Origin of the sequence: Capillimicrobium parvum (assembly GCF_021172045.1) — a bacterium.
Classification (GTDB): Bacteria; Actinomycetota; Thermoleophilia; order Solirubrobacterales; family Solirubrobacteraceae; genus Capillimicrobium; species Capillimicrobium parvum.
The window spans coordinates 3,308,504-3,323,348 of the sequence record NZ_CP087164.1; the positions used below are offsets into that span (position 1 = coordinate 3,308,504).

Here is a 14,845-nt window from a genome sequence, read left to right on the forward strand (position 1 = left end):
TATCTGAATGATATCAGTCGGACGGCTCCCACCGCCTCTCCCGCCAGTAGGGTCCCGCCGTAATGCAGCGCATCGTCTCCGCGGCAGCGCAGGTGGCCGGCAGGCTCGCGGAGGTCGTCCGCTGATGGACGGCATCCTCCTCGCCGCCACCGAGGTCGTCGGCAAGCTCGGGGAGTCCGACCAGCAGCACCTCGTCTGGGCCCGCGAGCTGCAGGCGATGTCGTTCGTCTTCCACATCCCGCTCGTCGCCTTCGGGATCGCCTTCCCGGCCATCGTCGTCTTCATGGAGGGCCTGTACCTGCGCACCGGCAAGGCGCACTACCGGGCCCTGGCCAAGCGCTGGTCGAAGGTGATGATCACGCTGTTCGCCGTCGGCGTGGTCACGGGCACGATCCTGTCGTTCGAGTTCGGCCTGCTCTGGCCGAACTTCATGGCGACCTGGGGCGACGTCTTCGGGCTCGCGTTCGGCCTCGAGGGCTTCTCGTTCTTCATCGAGGCGATCTTCATCGCGATCTACGTCTACGGCTGGGACCGCATCCCGGCGCGGACGCACATCATGCTCGGGATCCCGATCATCATCACGGGCATCACCGGGTCGCTGACCGTCATCGCGGTCAACGGGTGGATGAACCACCCCGTCGGGTTCGACCTGTCGAGCAGCGGCGTCGTGTCGAACGTCCGGCCGTGGGAGGCGCTGTTCAACGACTTCTTCTGGCACGAGCTGGCGCACATGTACTTCGCCGGCTACATGGTCTGCGGGTTCCTGGTCGCCGGCGTCTACGCGTTCGCCTGGCTGCGCGGGCAGCGCAGCGCGTACGTCCGGGCGGGGATGCTCGTGCCGCTGACCGTCGCCTGTCTCGCCTCCCCCATGCAGGTCGTCCTGGGCGACTGGGCGGGCCGCACGGTCGCGGAGAAGCAGCCGGTGAAGCTCGCCACGTTCGAGGGCCTGCCGAAGACCGAGGCCGGTGCGCCGTTCCACATCCTCGGCTGGTACGAGAAGTCCACGCAGCAGGTCAAGTGGGCGATCGAGATCCCCGACCTGCTCTCGATCCTCGCCGACCACGACCCGCACGGGGTCGTGCAGGGTCTCGACTCGGTGCCGGCCAACGACCGGCCCGGGCCGATCAACGTCGTGCGCTACGCGTTCCAGACGATGATCGGGATCGGCACGCTGCTGGCCGCCATGGGCGTCTTCTACGCGGCCGTGTGGTGGCGCAAGCGCAGACCGCCCCGATCGAAGTGGTTCTACCGCCTCGTGGTCGCCGCGGGGCCGATGGCCCTCGTCGCCATGATCGCCGGCTGGGTCACGACGGAGGTGGGCCGACAACCCTGGGTCGTCTACCAGATCATGCGCGTCGAGAACGCGGTGACGGATGCCGGCGGGCTGCCGATCGCGTTCTTCGCCGCGCTGGCGATCTACCTGTCGCTCGCGGTGACGGTGTTCTGGCTGCTGCGCCGCCTGGCGCGCAACCCGCCCGAGGTCGAGGTCCCCGGCCCGGTGGAGGCGAGCTGATGGCCGAGGTCTGCCTGGCGCTGGCCATCATCGGCATCACCGCCTATGCGGTGCTGGGGGGCGCCGACCTGGGCGCCGGCTTGTGGGACCTCACGGCCGGCGGCGATCAGCGCGGCGGCCGGGTGCGGGGGATGATCCAGCGCTCGATGAGCCCCGTGTGGGAGGCCAACCACGTCTGGCTCATCTTCGTGCTGGTCATCCTGTGGACGGCGTTCCCGGAGTTCTTCGGGTCCAGCATGTCGACGCTCTACATCCCGCTGTTCATCGCAGCATTCGGGATCATCCTGCGCGGCGCGGCGTTCGCCGTGCGCGGCCAGGCGGCGACCATGCGGGAGGCCCGCTCCTTCGGCGCCGTGTTCGCGTCGTCGAGCGTGCTCGTCCCGTTCTGCCTGGGCGCGGCGCTGGGCGGCATCGCGTCGGGCCGGGTGCCCGTCGGCAACGCGGCCGGCGCGCCGATCGACTCGTGGGTCAACCCGACCTCCATCCTCATCGGCGTGCTCGCCGTCGTCACGGGCGCGTACATCTCCGCGGTCTACCTGGCCGCCGACGCCGTCCGCGCGGACCTTCCCGACCTCGTCGAGTCGTTCCGCACGCGGGCGCTCGGCGCAGGTGCCGTCGCGGGGCTGATCGCGATCGGCGGCCTGTTCGTCATCCGCTCCGACGCCCACGGCCTCTTCGACGGCCTGACCTCCGACGGCGGGCTGGTCCTCGTGCTGCTCTCGGCGGCGTTCGGCGTGCTCACGCTCGCGCTCGTGTGGACGCGCCGGCTGTCGCTCGCGCGGTTCTCGTCCGCCGCCGCGGTCGGCTGCATCGTCGTCGGTTGGGCCTTCGCCCAGAGCCCGTACCTGCTGCCCGGCGAGCTGACGCTCGACCAGGCCGCGGCGAACGACGCGACCCTCACCGCCCTGCTGATCAGCGTCGCCGTCGGGCTCTGCCTGCTCGTGCCGTCGCTGGCCTACCTCTACCGGCTCGTCCTGCGCGGCACGCTCGACCAGGAGTTCCAGCCGCTCGACCAGCGCTTCCGCCCCCTCACCGCCGACGACCATCCGAAGCAGCCATGAGCCTGCGCCACCTCACCCTCATCCTGTTCGTCCTCACGCTCGCGCTGATGCTGCCGTTCGAGCTCACGATCACCCGCCTGCTCGGCGTGGCGAGCATGGTCGCCTTCGTCGTCGTGGGGCTCTTCTGGATCGCGACGCCCTCGAACCTCGAGCGCCTCGACGAGGACGCCCCAGCGGGCGATGCGGGCGACGCGGGCGATCAGCCGCCCGCGCCCGGCGTGACCCGGTAGGCGTCGAACACCGAGTCGATGTTGCGGATGCGGGTGATTGTGCCCTTCAGCGTCTGCGTGTCGGCGACCTCGACGACGAAGCGGTTCTGCACCATCGGCGGCGAAACGATGCAGCGCGCCTCGACGATGTTCAGGCCGCCCTCGGCGATGGCTCGCGACAGGTCCTCGAGCAGCCGGTGGCGGTCCCAGCCGTCGACCTGCAACTCGACCTTGAACGAGCTGTTGTGCTCGCCCTCCCACTCGACCGGGACGAAGCGCTCCGGGTCCTTGCGCAGCGCGACGGCATTCGGGCAGTCGTCGCGGTGGATCGTGATGCCGCGCCCGAGCGAGACGTAGCCGACGATCGGATCGCCCGGCACCGGCCGGCAGCACTTGGCCAGGCGGATCATGACGTCCTCGACGCCCTCGACGCGGATCCCGTACGACGTCGCCGAGCCGGTCGGCTGGCGGCGCTGGCGGCGCGCATCGCCGACGAGGGTCTCGGCCGGCGTGTGCTCCTCCTCGGCCGCCTCGCCCTGCTTGAGGCGCTGCAGGACCTTGTTGACGACGACCTTGGCCGAGATCTTCGCGCCGCCCAGCGCGATGTAGAACTCCTCGGCCTTGCGGAAGCCCATCTCGCGGATGACGTCGGCGAGCAGCGCGCTGCCGGAGATCTTCTGCGCGGGCAGGCCGGCCTTGCGCAGGTGCTCCTGCAGCAGCTCGCGGCCCGTGTGCTCGGTGTCCTCGCGCGACTCGGCCTTGAACCAGGCCTTGATCTTGTTGCGGGCACGGGTCGTGCGCACCAGCGCCAGCCAGTCACGCGACGGCCCGCGCTCGCGCTTGGCGGTGAGGATCTCTACGATGTCGCCCGAGCGCAGCTCGTAGTGCAGCGGCACGATCTTGCCGTTGACGCGCGCGCCGACGCAACGGTGGCCGATCTCGGTGTGGACCTCGTACGCGAAGTCGAGCGGGGTCGCGCCCGCCGCGAGCGACTTCACCTCGCCCTTCGGCGTGAACACGAAGACCTCGTCCTCGAACAGGTCGACCTTGAGGTTCTCCATGAACTCCTTGGGATCGGAGAGCTCCTGCTGCCAGTCGAGCATCGACCGCAGCCACTTGAGCTTCTCGTCGCCCGAGGCGTTGGCGGGCACGCCCCCCTTGCCCTCCTTGTAGATCCAGTGCGCCGCCACGCCGTACTCGGCCATGTCGTGCATCTCGCGCGTGCGGATCTGGATCTCCAGCGGCTGCCCCTCCGGCCCGATGACCGTCGTGTGCAGCGACTGGTACATGTTGAACTTCGGCATCGCGATGAAGTCCTTGAAGCGGCCCGGCAGCGGCTTCCACAGGCTGTGGATCACGCCGACCGCGCCGTAGCAGTCCTTCACCGAGTCGACGACGACGCGCATGGCCGTCAGGTCGTAGATCTCGTTGAACTCGCGGCCCTTCTTCGTCATCTTCGAGTAGATCGAGTAGAAGTGCTTGGCGCGCCCCGCGATCTCGGCGTGGATGCCGAGCGCCTCGAGCTCGCGCGCCAGGTACTCGCCCGCCTCGGTGACGTAGTTCTCGCGCTCCTCACGCTGCTGCGCGACGAGACCCTTGATCTCCTGGTACTTGCGCGGATGCAGCGCCTGGAAGGCGAGGTCCTCGAGCTCCCACTTGATCGCGTGGATGCCGAGCCGGTGCGCGATCGGCGCGTAGATCTCCAGGGTCTCCTTGGCCTTGTCGATCTGCTTCTGCTTGGGCATCGCCGAGATCGTGCGCATGTTGTGCATGCGGTCGGCGAGCTTGATGAGGATGACCCGGATGTCCGAGGCCATCGCGACCATCATCTTGCGGTAGTTCTCGGCCTGCGCTTCGTCGCGCGACTGGAACGTGATCCCGGTGAGCTTCGTGACGCCGTCGACGAGGCTGGCGATCTCGTCGCCGAAGCGCTCGCGGACCTCCTGGAGGCTCGCGCTCGTGTCCTCGACGGTGTCGTGCAGCAGCGCCGCGCACAGGGTCTCGGTGTCGAGGCGCAGGCCGGCGCAGATCTTCGCGACGCCGACGGGATGGACGATGAAGTCCTCTCCCGACTTGCGGCGCTGGTCGGCGTGGTGCTCGCACGCGAAGACGAAGGCGTCCTCGACACGGGCGCGGTCGATCTTGACGACCGAGTCCGAGGCGTGCTCCTCGACGATGGCGAACAGGTCGCCGAGCAGCTGGCGCTCGGTGTCGGTGAGATCCGCGCGCTGCGAGGCGCCGTGCGCGTCCGGGTGGGCGACGCGGTCGACCGGCGCGCGCTTGACGGGCGCGTGGCCGCGCCCGGAACGGTCGACGGCCTCGCGCGGCCGCGGGCTGCCGTTCGCGCCGTCGCGCCTGGGAGCCCCGGCGCGGTCGGCGGCGTCGCCGCGCGTCCCGGCCTCGTCCAGGATGTCCGGCGACCCGGCCGGAGGGGCGACGTCCCCGGGCGGGACGGTCACGCCGCCCGCGCCGCGGCGTCGGCGGTCGGCTCGCTCAGCCATGCGAGGCCCTCCTCCAGACGGCGCTGGTAGGCGCGGTAGGCCGCCGAGCGCTCGAGCTCGGTCCGCTGCGCCGCGGGGACGCGCACCGCGCCGGCCGACCGGTCGAGCTCGACGAGCTCGAGCTCGGTGAGGACGCGCAGGAGCCGTCCGGCCAGCGCCGCGGAGCGTGGACGGCCGGGGCCGCGCAGCAGCTCGGCCAGGCGCTCGCCCTGCGCACCGCCCGCGTCCCGCAGGGCGCGGTACAGCGCGGCGAGCGAGTCACGGAGTCGGTATTCGCGCTCATGGATCTGCCTGGCGAAGTGTAGCTCCGGCACCCCCCACGCCAGCACGGTCGCGTGGGCCGCTCCGCCCCGCCAGTGCGGCGGGTCGATCGCCACGACGTGGGTGTACGGCGCGGCCAGCGCCGGGTCGGCCTCGACCGCTGGCCAGGACGCGAGCGCGAAGCCGCCCAACCGCTCGCTCAGCGCGGGCAGCCGCGCGGCAGTGTCGGAGCACACGGCGAGGACCGGCTCGCCGGAGGCGACGAGCGCGGCCAGCGTGCCCGCGACGCCGACGCCCCGCCGATCGACGGCTCCGCGCGTGAGCGGCACGACGACCGGCTCGGGCGGCTCGAGCGGCCCGTCCACGACGTCGAGCGCGGCGGCGAGGTGGTCCTCGGGCTCGCCGACCACGTCGATGGGGGCGGGCGTACAGCGCTGCGCGTGGCGCAGGACGAGGCGCGGCTCGGTGCTGCCGTTGTAGTGGTTGAGCTCGAGCGCGACCGCGACGTCGGCGGGCGTGTCGCACGCGACCGGCAGGCGCCCGTCGCAGCCGAACGCCACCGCCCGGGCGCGCACGCCCCCCGCGTGGACGCTGAAGCGCACGTGGCTGCCGCCCTCCCCCATCGGCCGCGCGTCGGCGAGCTGGGCGGCGGGGATCAGCAGCGTGACGGACGGGTTGCCCTGGCCGAACGGCTCCAGCCGGGTCAGCTCCTCCGCCAGGGCGTGCCCGACGTCGCCGCCGGACGCGACGGCGTCGACGCGCTGCACCGGGACCAGGTCGTCGGCCGTGAGCACCGACTCGGCGTGCGCGCAGAACGCGGCGCGGAACGCGTCGATGGCCGCCGGGTCGATCTCCATCCCGGCCGCGGCGCGGTGGCCGCCGTGCCGGCGCAGATGCTCCGCACAGGCGTTCAGGCCGCCGAGGAGATCGAACGCCGGGATCGAGCGCGCCGAGCCGGTCGCCCCGCCCTCCCCGTCCAGGGCGATGACCACGGCGGGCCGGTGATGGCGCTCGGCCAGGCGCGACGCGACGATGCCGGCCACCCCCGGGTGCCAGCCCTCCGCGGCGACGACGTGGGCGATCGCCCCCGCCTGGTCGCGGACCTGCGCCTCGGCCTCGAAGAGCATGTGCTGCTCGACCTGGCGGCGCTCGTGGTTGACGCGGTCGAGCTCCTCCGCCACAGCGAGCGCGCGGTCGGGATCGGCCGTCAGCACCAGCTCGAGCCCGGCGTCGGCGCGCTGGAGGCGCCCGGCGGCGTTGATGCGCGGCGCCAGGCGGAACGCCACCGCGCGCGCGTCGAGGTGCGGCACGTCGCAGCGCGTGACGGCCATGAGCGCCCGCAGGCCCGGCTTGGAGGTCGTGCGCAGCGCCTGCAGACCCTCACGCACCAGACGCCGGTTCTCGCCGCGCAGCGAGACCACGTCGGCGACGGTGGCGAGCGCGACGAGGTCGAGGTCCTCCGCGGCCGTCGGGGCGCCGAGCGCCTCGGCCAGCTTGTGCGCGACACCCGCCGCGCACAGGTCGGGGCACGGGTAGCCGCAGAGCGACGGATGCACGATCGGCGCGTCGGGCAGCGCGCCGTCCGCCCGCGGCGCGTGGTGGTCGGTGACGAGCACCTCCATGCCGGCGGCGCGGGCGGCGGCCACCTCCTCGACCGCCGTGATCGCGCAGTCGGCGGTGATCAGGAGCTTGACCCCGCTCGCGGCGAGCCGCGCCACGGTGTGCGCGCGCAGGCCGTAGCCGTCCTCGCTGCGCGACGGCAGGTACCACGACGGCGCCGCCCCCAGCGATCGCAGCGCCCGAACGAGGATGGCCGTCGAGCAGACGCCGTCGACGTCGTAGTCGCCGTGGATCGCGATCGCCGAGCCGGCCTCGACGTGGCGGCGCACGAGCGCCACGGCCTCGTCCATCCCGGCGAACGCCGACGGCGGGTGGCGCTCGTCGGCGGCCAGCCACGCCCGCGCGGACGCCGGATCGCCGAACCCGCGCCGCACGAGCACCTGGGCCGTCACGTGGCTGAGGCCAAGCTCCTCCTCCAGCTGCCGCACGGCGGCGCTGGGACAGGGGGTCAGATCGAGACGGCGCTCCGGTGGCACCGCCGGAACGCTAGGCGCGCCACCCGACGGAACCGCCCGAGCGCGGCGAACCACCCACCGCCGCGCCGGCGCGGGCTCCGCGCGCGACCTGCCGCATCAGTGCACGAGCGGCTCGTTGCCGCGCCGCGTGCCGACCAGCTATCACTCGCCCGCCGCGCCGGCGCGGGCTCCGCGCGCGACCTGCCGCATCAGTGCACGAGCGGCTCGTTGCCGCGCCGCGTGCCGACCAGGTAGCAGAGCCCGAGGCCGATCAGCGTGCCCGGGATGGCCTCGATCGCGCTGACGACCGTCGTGTCCGCGCGGCTGGGCACCTGGAACCCGTTGACGATCAGCCCGAAGAGGAACGAGCCGAGGATCGCGGCGACGAACGCGCCGACGATGCCGCCCCAGAAGCGGTCGGGCACGAAGATCGTGAAGTGCCAGAGGGCGAGGCCCATCATGACCCAGGCGAGCACGGCCATCAGCGCGGCCTCCCGTGACGCTTGTTGCGCGGGCGCCGCTTGCCGGTGCTGCTGGAGCGCGACGGCGGCTTGGGCATCACGACCTCGTCCGGCGTGAGATCGGCGCCGGAGCTCGGCGCCGGCGGCGTCTCGTCCTCGGCCGGACCCGCGCGGTCGGCCTCGGTCTCGGCCTCGGGCTCGACCGCCGGCTCAGGCGCCGGCCGCGCGGGCCTCGGCTTCGGCTCCGCCTCCGGCTCGGCGACCGCGGTCCTGCGCGGGCGGGCCTGCGCGCGGTTCTCCTCGACCACTTCGTCCTGGATATCGCGCACCATCTCGTCGAACTCCTGCCGCGACACCTGCGTCGGGTCGTCTGGCTCGATCAACGCGCCGCGCTTGCGGCCGATGCCGCGCCGCTCCCGCTGCGGCGGCGCCACATCGATCGGCGAGCCGTCGACGGCGGTCGCGTAGGCCGGGATGTAGCCGAACTGCTGCTTGAGCTTCGCCGCACGGGCGCGCCAGACCGGATCGCGCTCCTTCCAGTGCGTCAGCACCGGGCCGGCGATGAAGATCGACGAGTACGTGCCGGACGCCGTGCCGATGAGCAGCGCGAACGCGAAGTCCTTCAGCGTCGCCCCGCCGAACAGCAGCAGCGCGAGCACCGGCAGCAGCGTGCAGAAGCTGGTCGCCAGCGAGCGGATCAGCACCTCGCTCATCGAGCGGTTGACGATCTGCGAGAAACCGGCGCGCGGCATGCGCGGCACGTTCTCCCGGATGCGGTCGAACACGATGATCGTGTCGTAGAGCGAGAAGCCCAGGATGGTCAACAGCGCCGCGACCGTCGACGTCGTCACCTCCCGGCCGACGAGGGCGTACACGCCCGCCGTGATGAGGATGTCGTGCGCGACCGCTATGAGGACCGGCACGGCGAACTTCCACTCGAATCTCAGGGTTATGTAGACCGAGATCACCAACAGCGATGCGATGATCGCGATGATCGCGCTGCGGGCCACGGTCTGGCCAAACGTCGGGCCGACCGACTGGTTCGTGAAGCTCGGCGTGCCGCCGAAGTCCTTCGTCAGCTCGGTCTTGACCCGGGTGACGTCGTTGGGCCCGATGTCGCCGGTGATCTGGAACCCGTTGTCGCCGAGCTGCTTGTTCGTCACACGCTGGACCTCGACGCCGCCGAAGCCGAGCCGCGAGATCGCGCTGCGGACGCCGTCCTCGTCGGTCTTCTTCTCGAGCGCGGTGGTGATCCGCGTGCCCGACTCGAAGTCGATGCCGAAGTTCAGCCCCTTGCTGCCCAGGGCGAGTGCGCAGACGAGCAGGATGATGCCGGACGCCGAGAAGAACCAGCGCGACGCGCCCATGAAGTCGAAGCGGATGCGGTGCTTCTGCTCGGTCGCGCCCAGGGCCGACTTGTGCTGCAGCGCCCGGGACTTGCCCATCGTGCCGAGCGCCGCCTGCGTCGCGAGAACGGCCGTGAACAGGGACACGAGCGTGCCGATGCCCAGCGTGAACGCGAAGCCCTTGACGCCCGCGGTCGCGAGCATGAAGAGGATGAACGCGACCATGAAGGTCACGACGTTGGCGTCGATGATCGCCGCCAGCCCCTTCTTGTAGCCCGCCGCGATGCCGGCCGGGATCGACCGGCCGCCGCGTATCTCTTCCTTGACGCGTTCGAATATGACGATGTTCGCGTCGGCCGCGACGCTCAACGTCAGGATCAGGCCCGCGATGCCCGGCAGCGTCAGCGTGATCGGGATCAGCTTGATCAGCGCGAAGAAGTAGACGGCGTAGATCGCCAGGGCGCCGACCGCGATCATGCCGAGCACGCGGTAGAACGTGAGAAGGAACAGAGCGACGATGATGAAGCCGACGATGCCGGCGTGCAGGCCCTGGTCGAGCGCCTGCTGGCCGAGCGTGGCGGAGACCTGCGACTGCGAGATCAGGTCCAGCTTGATCGGCAGCGCGCCCGTCTTCAGCAGGTTCGCGAGGTTCTGGGCCGACTGGATCGTGAAGCCGCCCTCGATCTGCGAGCCGTTCGCGGCGTCGATGCCGTCCGGGTTGGCGCGGTAGTCGATGTACGGGACCGAGATGAGCTCGTTGTCGAGGACGATCGCGAAGTGCTGCGCGGACGCGAGCGGGTCCTGGCCGGGGATCTGGTTGGCCTGGCCGCGCTGGGCGATCGCGCGGGTCGTCTCGCGCCAGATCTTGCGGCCCTTGTCGGTGAAGCCGAACGTGACGATCGGCGCGCCGGAGCCGCCCGGGCCGTTGTCGTAGTTCTGCTGCGGATCCTTGATGTCCGTGCCGTTGAGCGCCGGCGCGTCGTTGAGCACGTACCAGCGGTCCGGCTTGACCTTGGCGTTGTCGGGCGACTCGGCCCGGACGATCACCGTGCCGGGCTTGACCTCGTAGACCTGCTCGCCGGGGCGCGGCTGGTTGGTCTCGCGCTCGGCGAACAGCGCGTCGCGGCTCTCCTCCGGCCCGCCCACGACCTTCTTGTTCTTCGAGTCGAGCAGGTAGAAGAGCGGCGGGTTGGTCGCCTTGTCCGGGTTCGACGCGGGCCGCTTCGAAGCGCGGATGACCGCGTCGTAGAGCGGGATGCCGCACGTCGGATTGCCGCCCTGGGGTCCGCACGTCACGGACGGGTCGCCGGGCGCCGGCTTGCCCGCCGGGCCGATGACGTTCGTCTCCCAGTCGTAGAAGTGCATCTGCGCCGTCGTGCCGACGGCGTTGATGGCGCGCTGCAGGTCGTTGGTGCCCGGCAGCGAGACCTGGATCTGGTCGGAGCCCGTGCGCTGGATCTCCGGCTCGGCGACGCCGAGCTGGTCGACGCGCTCGCGCATGATGTCGATCGCCCGGTTCAGGGAATCCGGCGTGACCTGCGACTGGCGCGTCGGCTTGCCCTGGTAGATGAGCTCGACGCCGCCCTTGAGGTCGAGGCCGAGCTTCGTCGGCTTCGTGAGGATGACGGCCAGCGACGCCGCGAAGAGGCCCGCGACGAGCAGCAGGATGAAGAGATTGCGCCGACGGTCGGTCATGTGGAGGACTGGGCGGCCTTCACCGGCGTGAGGATGATGAGCAGGCCGCCGTCATCATCGTAGGCCGGGAAGAGATCGGCCGTTGCCTCGGCCGGCAGATCGCCCTCCGCGTGGACGCGCACGCGCTTGTCGCGCACGCGCACGCCCCACTCGAGCGCCTGCTCCACGTAGTCGGTGCCGTCCTCCCAGTCCAGGCCGAGAACCTCGGTGGCGGGGCGGCCGATCACGCGCTCGTCGTCGAGGCCCGTCAGCTCGAACGAGCCGCGCCCGCAATGGATCAGGCGGCCGTGCTGGTCGGCGGCGAAGAAGGCGGCATCAGGCGCCGGGTAGTAGTCGTCGAGCAGCTCGAACAGGAACGTGTGCCCGCACTTCGGGCACCCCCGGGCCTCACGCGAGAAGCCGCGCTGGCGATCGCTGGCCGTCGAGCGCGTCCCGCAATTGGGGCAGATGAACAGATGCGCCATGAGCGTTCGTAGGGTAGTGACCTGTGGTGGGCCGGACGCTGGATCCCGCGCCCGTCAGGCGCGCGACGACGGCAACCTCCGGCGAGCGTGCAGCCCACGGTCGGCGGCGGCGAACAGCCCGGCCGGATCGCGGCTCTCGTCGGGGAACAGCGCCCACGACACGGTGAGCGCCACAGGCGGGGCGCTGGGCCCCGGCCGCACGTCGCTCGCCGCCTCGCGGATCGCCTGGGCCAGGCGCAGCGACCCCGGCTCGCCCGCCCCGGACGCCAGGACCGCGAGCTCCGCCGGGCGCGTTCGCGCCACCACGTCGGAGGGGCGCAGCACGCCGCGCACGCTCTCGGCGACGTCGACGATCACGCGATCGGCGGCCAGCGGGCCGAACGTGTCCGTGACGGTGGCGAGGTCCTCGATCTCGACGAGCAGCAGCGAGAAGCGCACGCCGCCGTCGCCGGCGCGCCGGCCGACGCGCGGGTCGCCGGCCTGGGCCACCGCCCGCTCGAGCGCCGCATCGAGCGCGTCGCGACGATGCAGGCCCGTGAGCGGGTCGGGCGGCGGCGGGGCCGTCGCGGCGGCCTGCTCGGCCGTGACCAGCCGCCGTTTGAGGTGCTGCAGCGTGAGCGTCACGCCCTCGCACGCCACGGCGAACGCGAGGATCCGCGCGGCCGCCTGGTGCTCGCCCGGGCTGGTGTAGAGCAGCGGCGTGGCGTTCGTGACGACGAGTGCGCCGACGCCGACCCACGCCATCCAGCCCGGCATGAAGTAGGCGGCGTACAGCAGGGCGAGGATGAAGACGGGCTGGACGTAGGAGTCCACCCCGCCGCTGGCCCAGAGCGCGAGCGCGAGCAGCGGCTGCCAGGCGATGATCGCGGCCAGGTGCCCGCCGTAGCTGACGCGCTCCCAGGGGATCACGCCCGTGAGGCAGGCGGCGCCGTAGACGACCGAGATGGCGATGAGCGTCCATGCCAGCCACGCGTGGTCGTGCGGGACCCCCGGCATCGCCTGGCCGGCGGCCCCCACCGCGCCGGCCAGGAGCCAGAGGGCTCCCGACCAGCGACCCATGATCAGGCGCTCGTCCCGCACGGAGAGAGCATCGTCACCCGGCGCGGCGGGCTTGAGCCGTTCCAGCCTGCGCAGACCGCTCATCACGGCGCCTCGCTCAGAAGAGGGTGTGGTCGGGCGGCTCGAGGCCGATGTGGCGAAACGCGGCGGGCGTGGCCATCCGCCCTCTCGGCGTCCGCTTCAGCAGCCCCTTCTGCAGCAGGTAGGGCTCGTACACGTCTTCGATCGTGTCGGACTCCTCCCCCACCGCGACCGCCAAGGTCGACAGGCCGACCGGCCCGCCATCGAACTTCGCGCAGATCGCCGAGAGGATCTCGCGGTCCAGCCGGTCCAGGCCCTCGTGGTCGACCTCGAGCATCGCCAGCGCGGCGTCGGCCGCCGGCTCGGTGACCACTCCGCGGCCGCGCACCTCGGCGAAGTCGCGCACCCGGCGCAGCAGGCGGTTGGCGACGCGCGGGGTCGCCCGGCTGCGCGTGGCGATCGCGTGGGCGCCGCCGGCGTCGATCTCGATGCCGAGGATCGCCGCCGAGCGCCGGACGATCGTCGCCAGCTCGTCGGGGGAGTAGGTCTCCACGCGCGCCTGGATGCCGAAGCGGTCGCGCAGCGGCGTCGTGAGGAGGCCGGCACGCGTCGTGGCCCCCACGAGCGTGAAGGCGGGCAGGTCGAGCGTCACGACGCGCGCCCCGGCGCCCTGTCCGACCGTGATCGGCAGCTGGCGGTCCTCCATCGCCGGATAGAAGGTCTCCTCGAGCGCGCGCGGCAGGCGGTGGATCTCGTCGACGAAGAACACGCTGCGCGGCTCGAGCGCCGTGAGGAACGCGGCGACGTCGCCCTTGCGCTCGAGCGCCGGGCCGGCGGTCTGCACGAACGGCACGTCGAGCTCGGCGGCGACGATCTGCGCGAGCGAGGTCTTGCCCAGGCCCGGCGGGCCGGCGAGCAGCAGGTGGTCGAGCGCGTCGCCGCGCGCGCCCGCGGCCTCGATGGCGATCGACAGCTGCTCCTTGAGCGCGCGCTGGCCGACGAAGTCCTCCAGGCGGCGCGGCCGCAGCGACCGTTCGAGCTCGTCCTCGGCCTCCAGGACGTCGGGGGTCTGGATGCGCACGGTCACCGGCGGCTCCCGCGCAGGGCGCTGGCGATCAGCTGCTCGGCGGTCTCGCCGTCCGCGGCGGCGAGCAGCTCGTCGACCTCCGCCGCGGTGTAGCCGAGACCGAGCAGGCCGTCGCGGGCGATCCCGCGCGGGTCGTCGGCGCGCGTGATGGTGATCGACGGCTCGTCGGTGACGGCGCCGACCTTCTCGCGCAGCTCGACGATGATCCGCTCCGCCGTCCGCTTGCCGATCCCCGGCACGGCCTGGAAGCGGGCCGCGTCGCCCGCCGCGATCGCGCGCAGCAGCTCGCGCGGCGGCCCGCCGGACAGGACGGCCAGCGCCACCTTCGGGCCCACCCCCTGGACCCCGAGCAGCAGGAGGAACAGGTCGCGCTCCTCCTCGGCGGCGAAGCCGTAGAGGGTGATCGCGTCGTCGCGCAGGATCAGGTGGGCGAACAGCGTCGTCTCCTGGCCGGCGGCGGGGACGTGGCGCAGGGTCTCGCCGGAGACCGCAAGGCGGTAGCCCACCCCGCCCGCGAGGACGACGACGTGGTCGGGACGGCGGACGACGACCTCGCCGCGCACGAGGCCGATCATGCGGCGCTCCCGATCGACGCGGCCAGCGGCGCACGGTTGGCGTGGCAGACGGCGACGGCGAGGGCGTCGGCGGCGTGGTCGGGCGTGGGCGGGGCGGGCAGCGCGAGCAGCGTCTGGACCATCCGCTGCACCTGGTCCTTGGCCGCCCGCCCGCTACCGCAGACCGCGCCCTTGACCTGCTGCGGCGTGTACGCGGCGCACGGGATCCCGCGCTGGCCGGCGGCGAGCATCACCACCCCGCGCGCCTGGCCGACCGCGAACGCGGACCGCGCGTTGGCCCCGAAGTACAGGTCCTCCAGCGCGACGCAGTCGACCGCGTGCTCGTCGAGCAGTTCGCTCACGCGGGCGTGGATGGCCGCGAGCCGCCGTTCGGGCGCGGTCCGGGGCGCCGTGGAGATGACGCCGCCGTCGTGGGCGAGCAGGCGCCCGCCGCGGCGCTCCACCACGCCGTAGCCGGTGTTCGCGGTGCCGGGATCGATGCCGAGGACGAGCATGTGAAGACCGGATTCTGCGTCGC

The 14,845-nt window shown here is 72.2% G+C and carries 12 protein-coding genes; 3 read left to right on the forward strand and 9 right to left on the reverse strand.

Features of this window, described 5'->3' with window-relative positions; genetic code table 11:
* Nucleotides 1–124: 124 nt before the first annotated feature.
* The 3 genes from DSM104329_RS16195 to DSM104329_RS16205 are packed head-to-tail and all read left to right on the forward strand — an operon-like array spanning nucleotide 125 to nucleotide 2,804.
* Complete coding sequence (locus DSM104329_RS16195) at nucleotides 125–1,513, forward strand: cytochrome ubiquinol oxidase subunit I (RefSeq protein WP_259310882.1); 1,389 nt, start codon at nucleotides 125–127, stop codon at nucleotides 1,511–1,513.
* Complete coding sequence (locus tag DSM104329_RS16200; protein WP_259310883.1) at nucleotides 1,513–2,574, forward strand: cytochrome d ubiquinol oxidase subunit II; 1,062 nt, start codon at nucleotides 1,513–1,515, stop codon at nucleotides 2,572–2,574. Before DSM104329_RS16195 ends, DSM104329_RS16200 begins: the two co-directional genes overlap by 1 nt.
* Entirely contained in the window at nucleotides 2,571–2,804 is a 234-nt protein-coding gene (locus tag DSM104329_RS16205) for a hypothetical protein (RefSeq protein ID WP_259310884.1), read from the forward strand. The genes DSM104329_RS16200 and DSM104329_RS16205 overlap by 4 nt, the downstream gene beginning before the upstream one ends.
* On the opposite strand, the gene DSM104329_RS16210 is transcribed toward DSM104329_RS16205, so the two are convergent.
* The 9 genes from DSM104329_RS16210 to ruvC all read right to left on the reverse strand — a co-directional run bounded on the left by DSM104329_RS16210 (nucleotide 2,774) and on the right by ruvC (nucleotide 14,822).
* The gene (locus DSM104329_RS16210; protein ID WP_259310885.1) at nucleotides 2,774–5,284 is read right to left on the reverse strand and encodes a RelA/SpoT family protein; all 2,511 of its coding nucleotides are present in this window, start codon (nucleotides 5,282–5,284) and stop codon (nucleotides 2,774–2,776) included. The genes DSM104329_RS16205 and DSM104329_RS16210 overlap by 31 nt on opposite strands.
* Nucleotides 5,239–7,641, reverse strand: a complete 2,403-nt coding sequence (gene recJ / locus DSM104329_RS16215) for a single-stranded-DNA-specific exonuclease RecJ (protein WP_259310886.1) — start codon at nucleotides 7,639–7,641, stop codon at nucleotides 5,239–5,241. Before recJ ends, DSM104329_RS16210 begins: the two co-directional genes overlap by 46 nt.
* Before the next feature lie 188 nt (nucleotides 7,642–7,829).
* Complete coding sequence (locus DSM104329_RS16220; RefSeq protein ID WP_259310887.1) at nucleotides 7,830–8,102, reverse strand: hypothetical protein; 273 nt, start codon at nucleotides 8,100–8,102, stop codon at nucleotides 7,830–7,832.
* Complete coding sequence (gene secD / locus DSM104329_RS16225) at nucleotides 8,102–11,122, reverse strand: protein translocase subunit SecD (RefSeq protein ID WP_259310888.1); 3,021 nt, start codon at nucleotides 11,120–11,122, stop codon at nucleotides 8,102–8,104. Before secD ends, DSM104329_RS16220 begins: the two co-directional genes overlap by 1 nt.
* Nucleotides 11,119–11,586, reverse strand: coding sequence for a zinc-ribbon domain-containing protein (locus DSM104329_RS16230; RefSeq protein WP_259310889.1), 468 nt, complete (start codon nucleotides 11,584–11,586; stop codon nucleotides 11,119–11,121). The genes secD and DSM104329_RS16230 overlap by 4 nt, the downstream gene beginning before the upstream one ends.
* Nucleotides 11,587–11,640: 54 nt before the next feature.
* Nucleotides 11,641–12,666 carry a GGDEF domain-containing protein gene (locus tag DSM104329_RS16235; RefSeq protein WP_259310890.1) on the reverse strand — a complete coding sequence of 342 codons (1,026 nt, stop codon included), beginning with the start codon at nucleotides 12,664–12,666 and terminating at the stop codon, nucleotides 11,641–11,643.
* Nucleotides 12,667–12,742: 76 nt separating this feature from the next.
* Nucleotides 12,743–13,753, reverse strand: coding sequence for a Holliday junction branch migration DNA helicase RuvB (gene ruvB / locus DSM104329_RS16240; protein WP_259310891.1), 1,011 nt, complete (start codon nucleotides 13,751–13,753; stop codon nucleotides 12,743–12,745).
* Complete coding sequence (gene ruvA, locus DSM104329_RS16245; protein ID WP_259310892.1) at nucleotides 13,750–14,328, reverse strand: Holliday junction branch migration protein RuvA; 579 nt, start codon at nucleotides 14,326–14,328, stop codon at nucleotides 13,750–13,752. The genes ruvB and ruvA overlap by 4 nt, the downstream gene beginning before the upstream one ends.
* The gene (ruvC, locus tag DSM104329_RS16250) at nucleotides 14,325–14,822 is read right to left on the reverse strand and encodes a crossover junction endodeoxyribonuclease RuvC (RefSeq protein ID WP_259310893.1); all 498 of its coding nucleotides are present in this window, start codon (nucleotides 14,820–14,822) and stop codon (nucleotides 14,325–14,327) included. The genes ruvA and ruvC overlap by 4 nt, the downstream gene beginning before the upstream one ends.
* Between the last annotated feature and the right edge of the window lie 23 nt (nucleotides 14,823–14,845).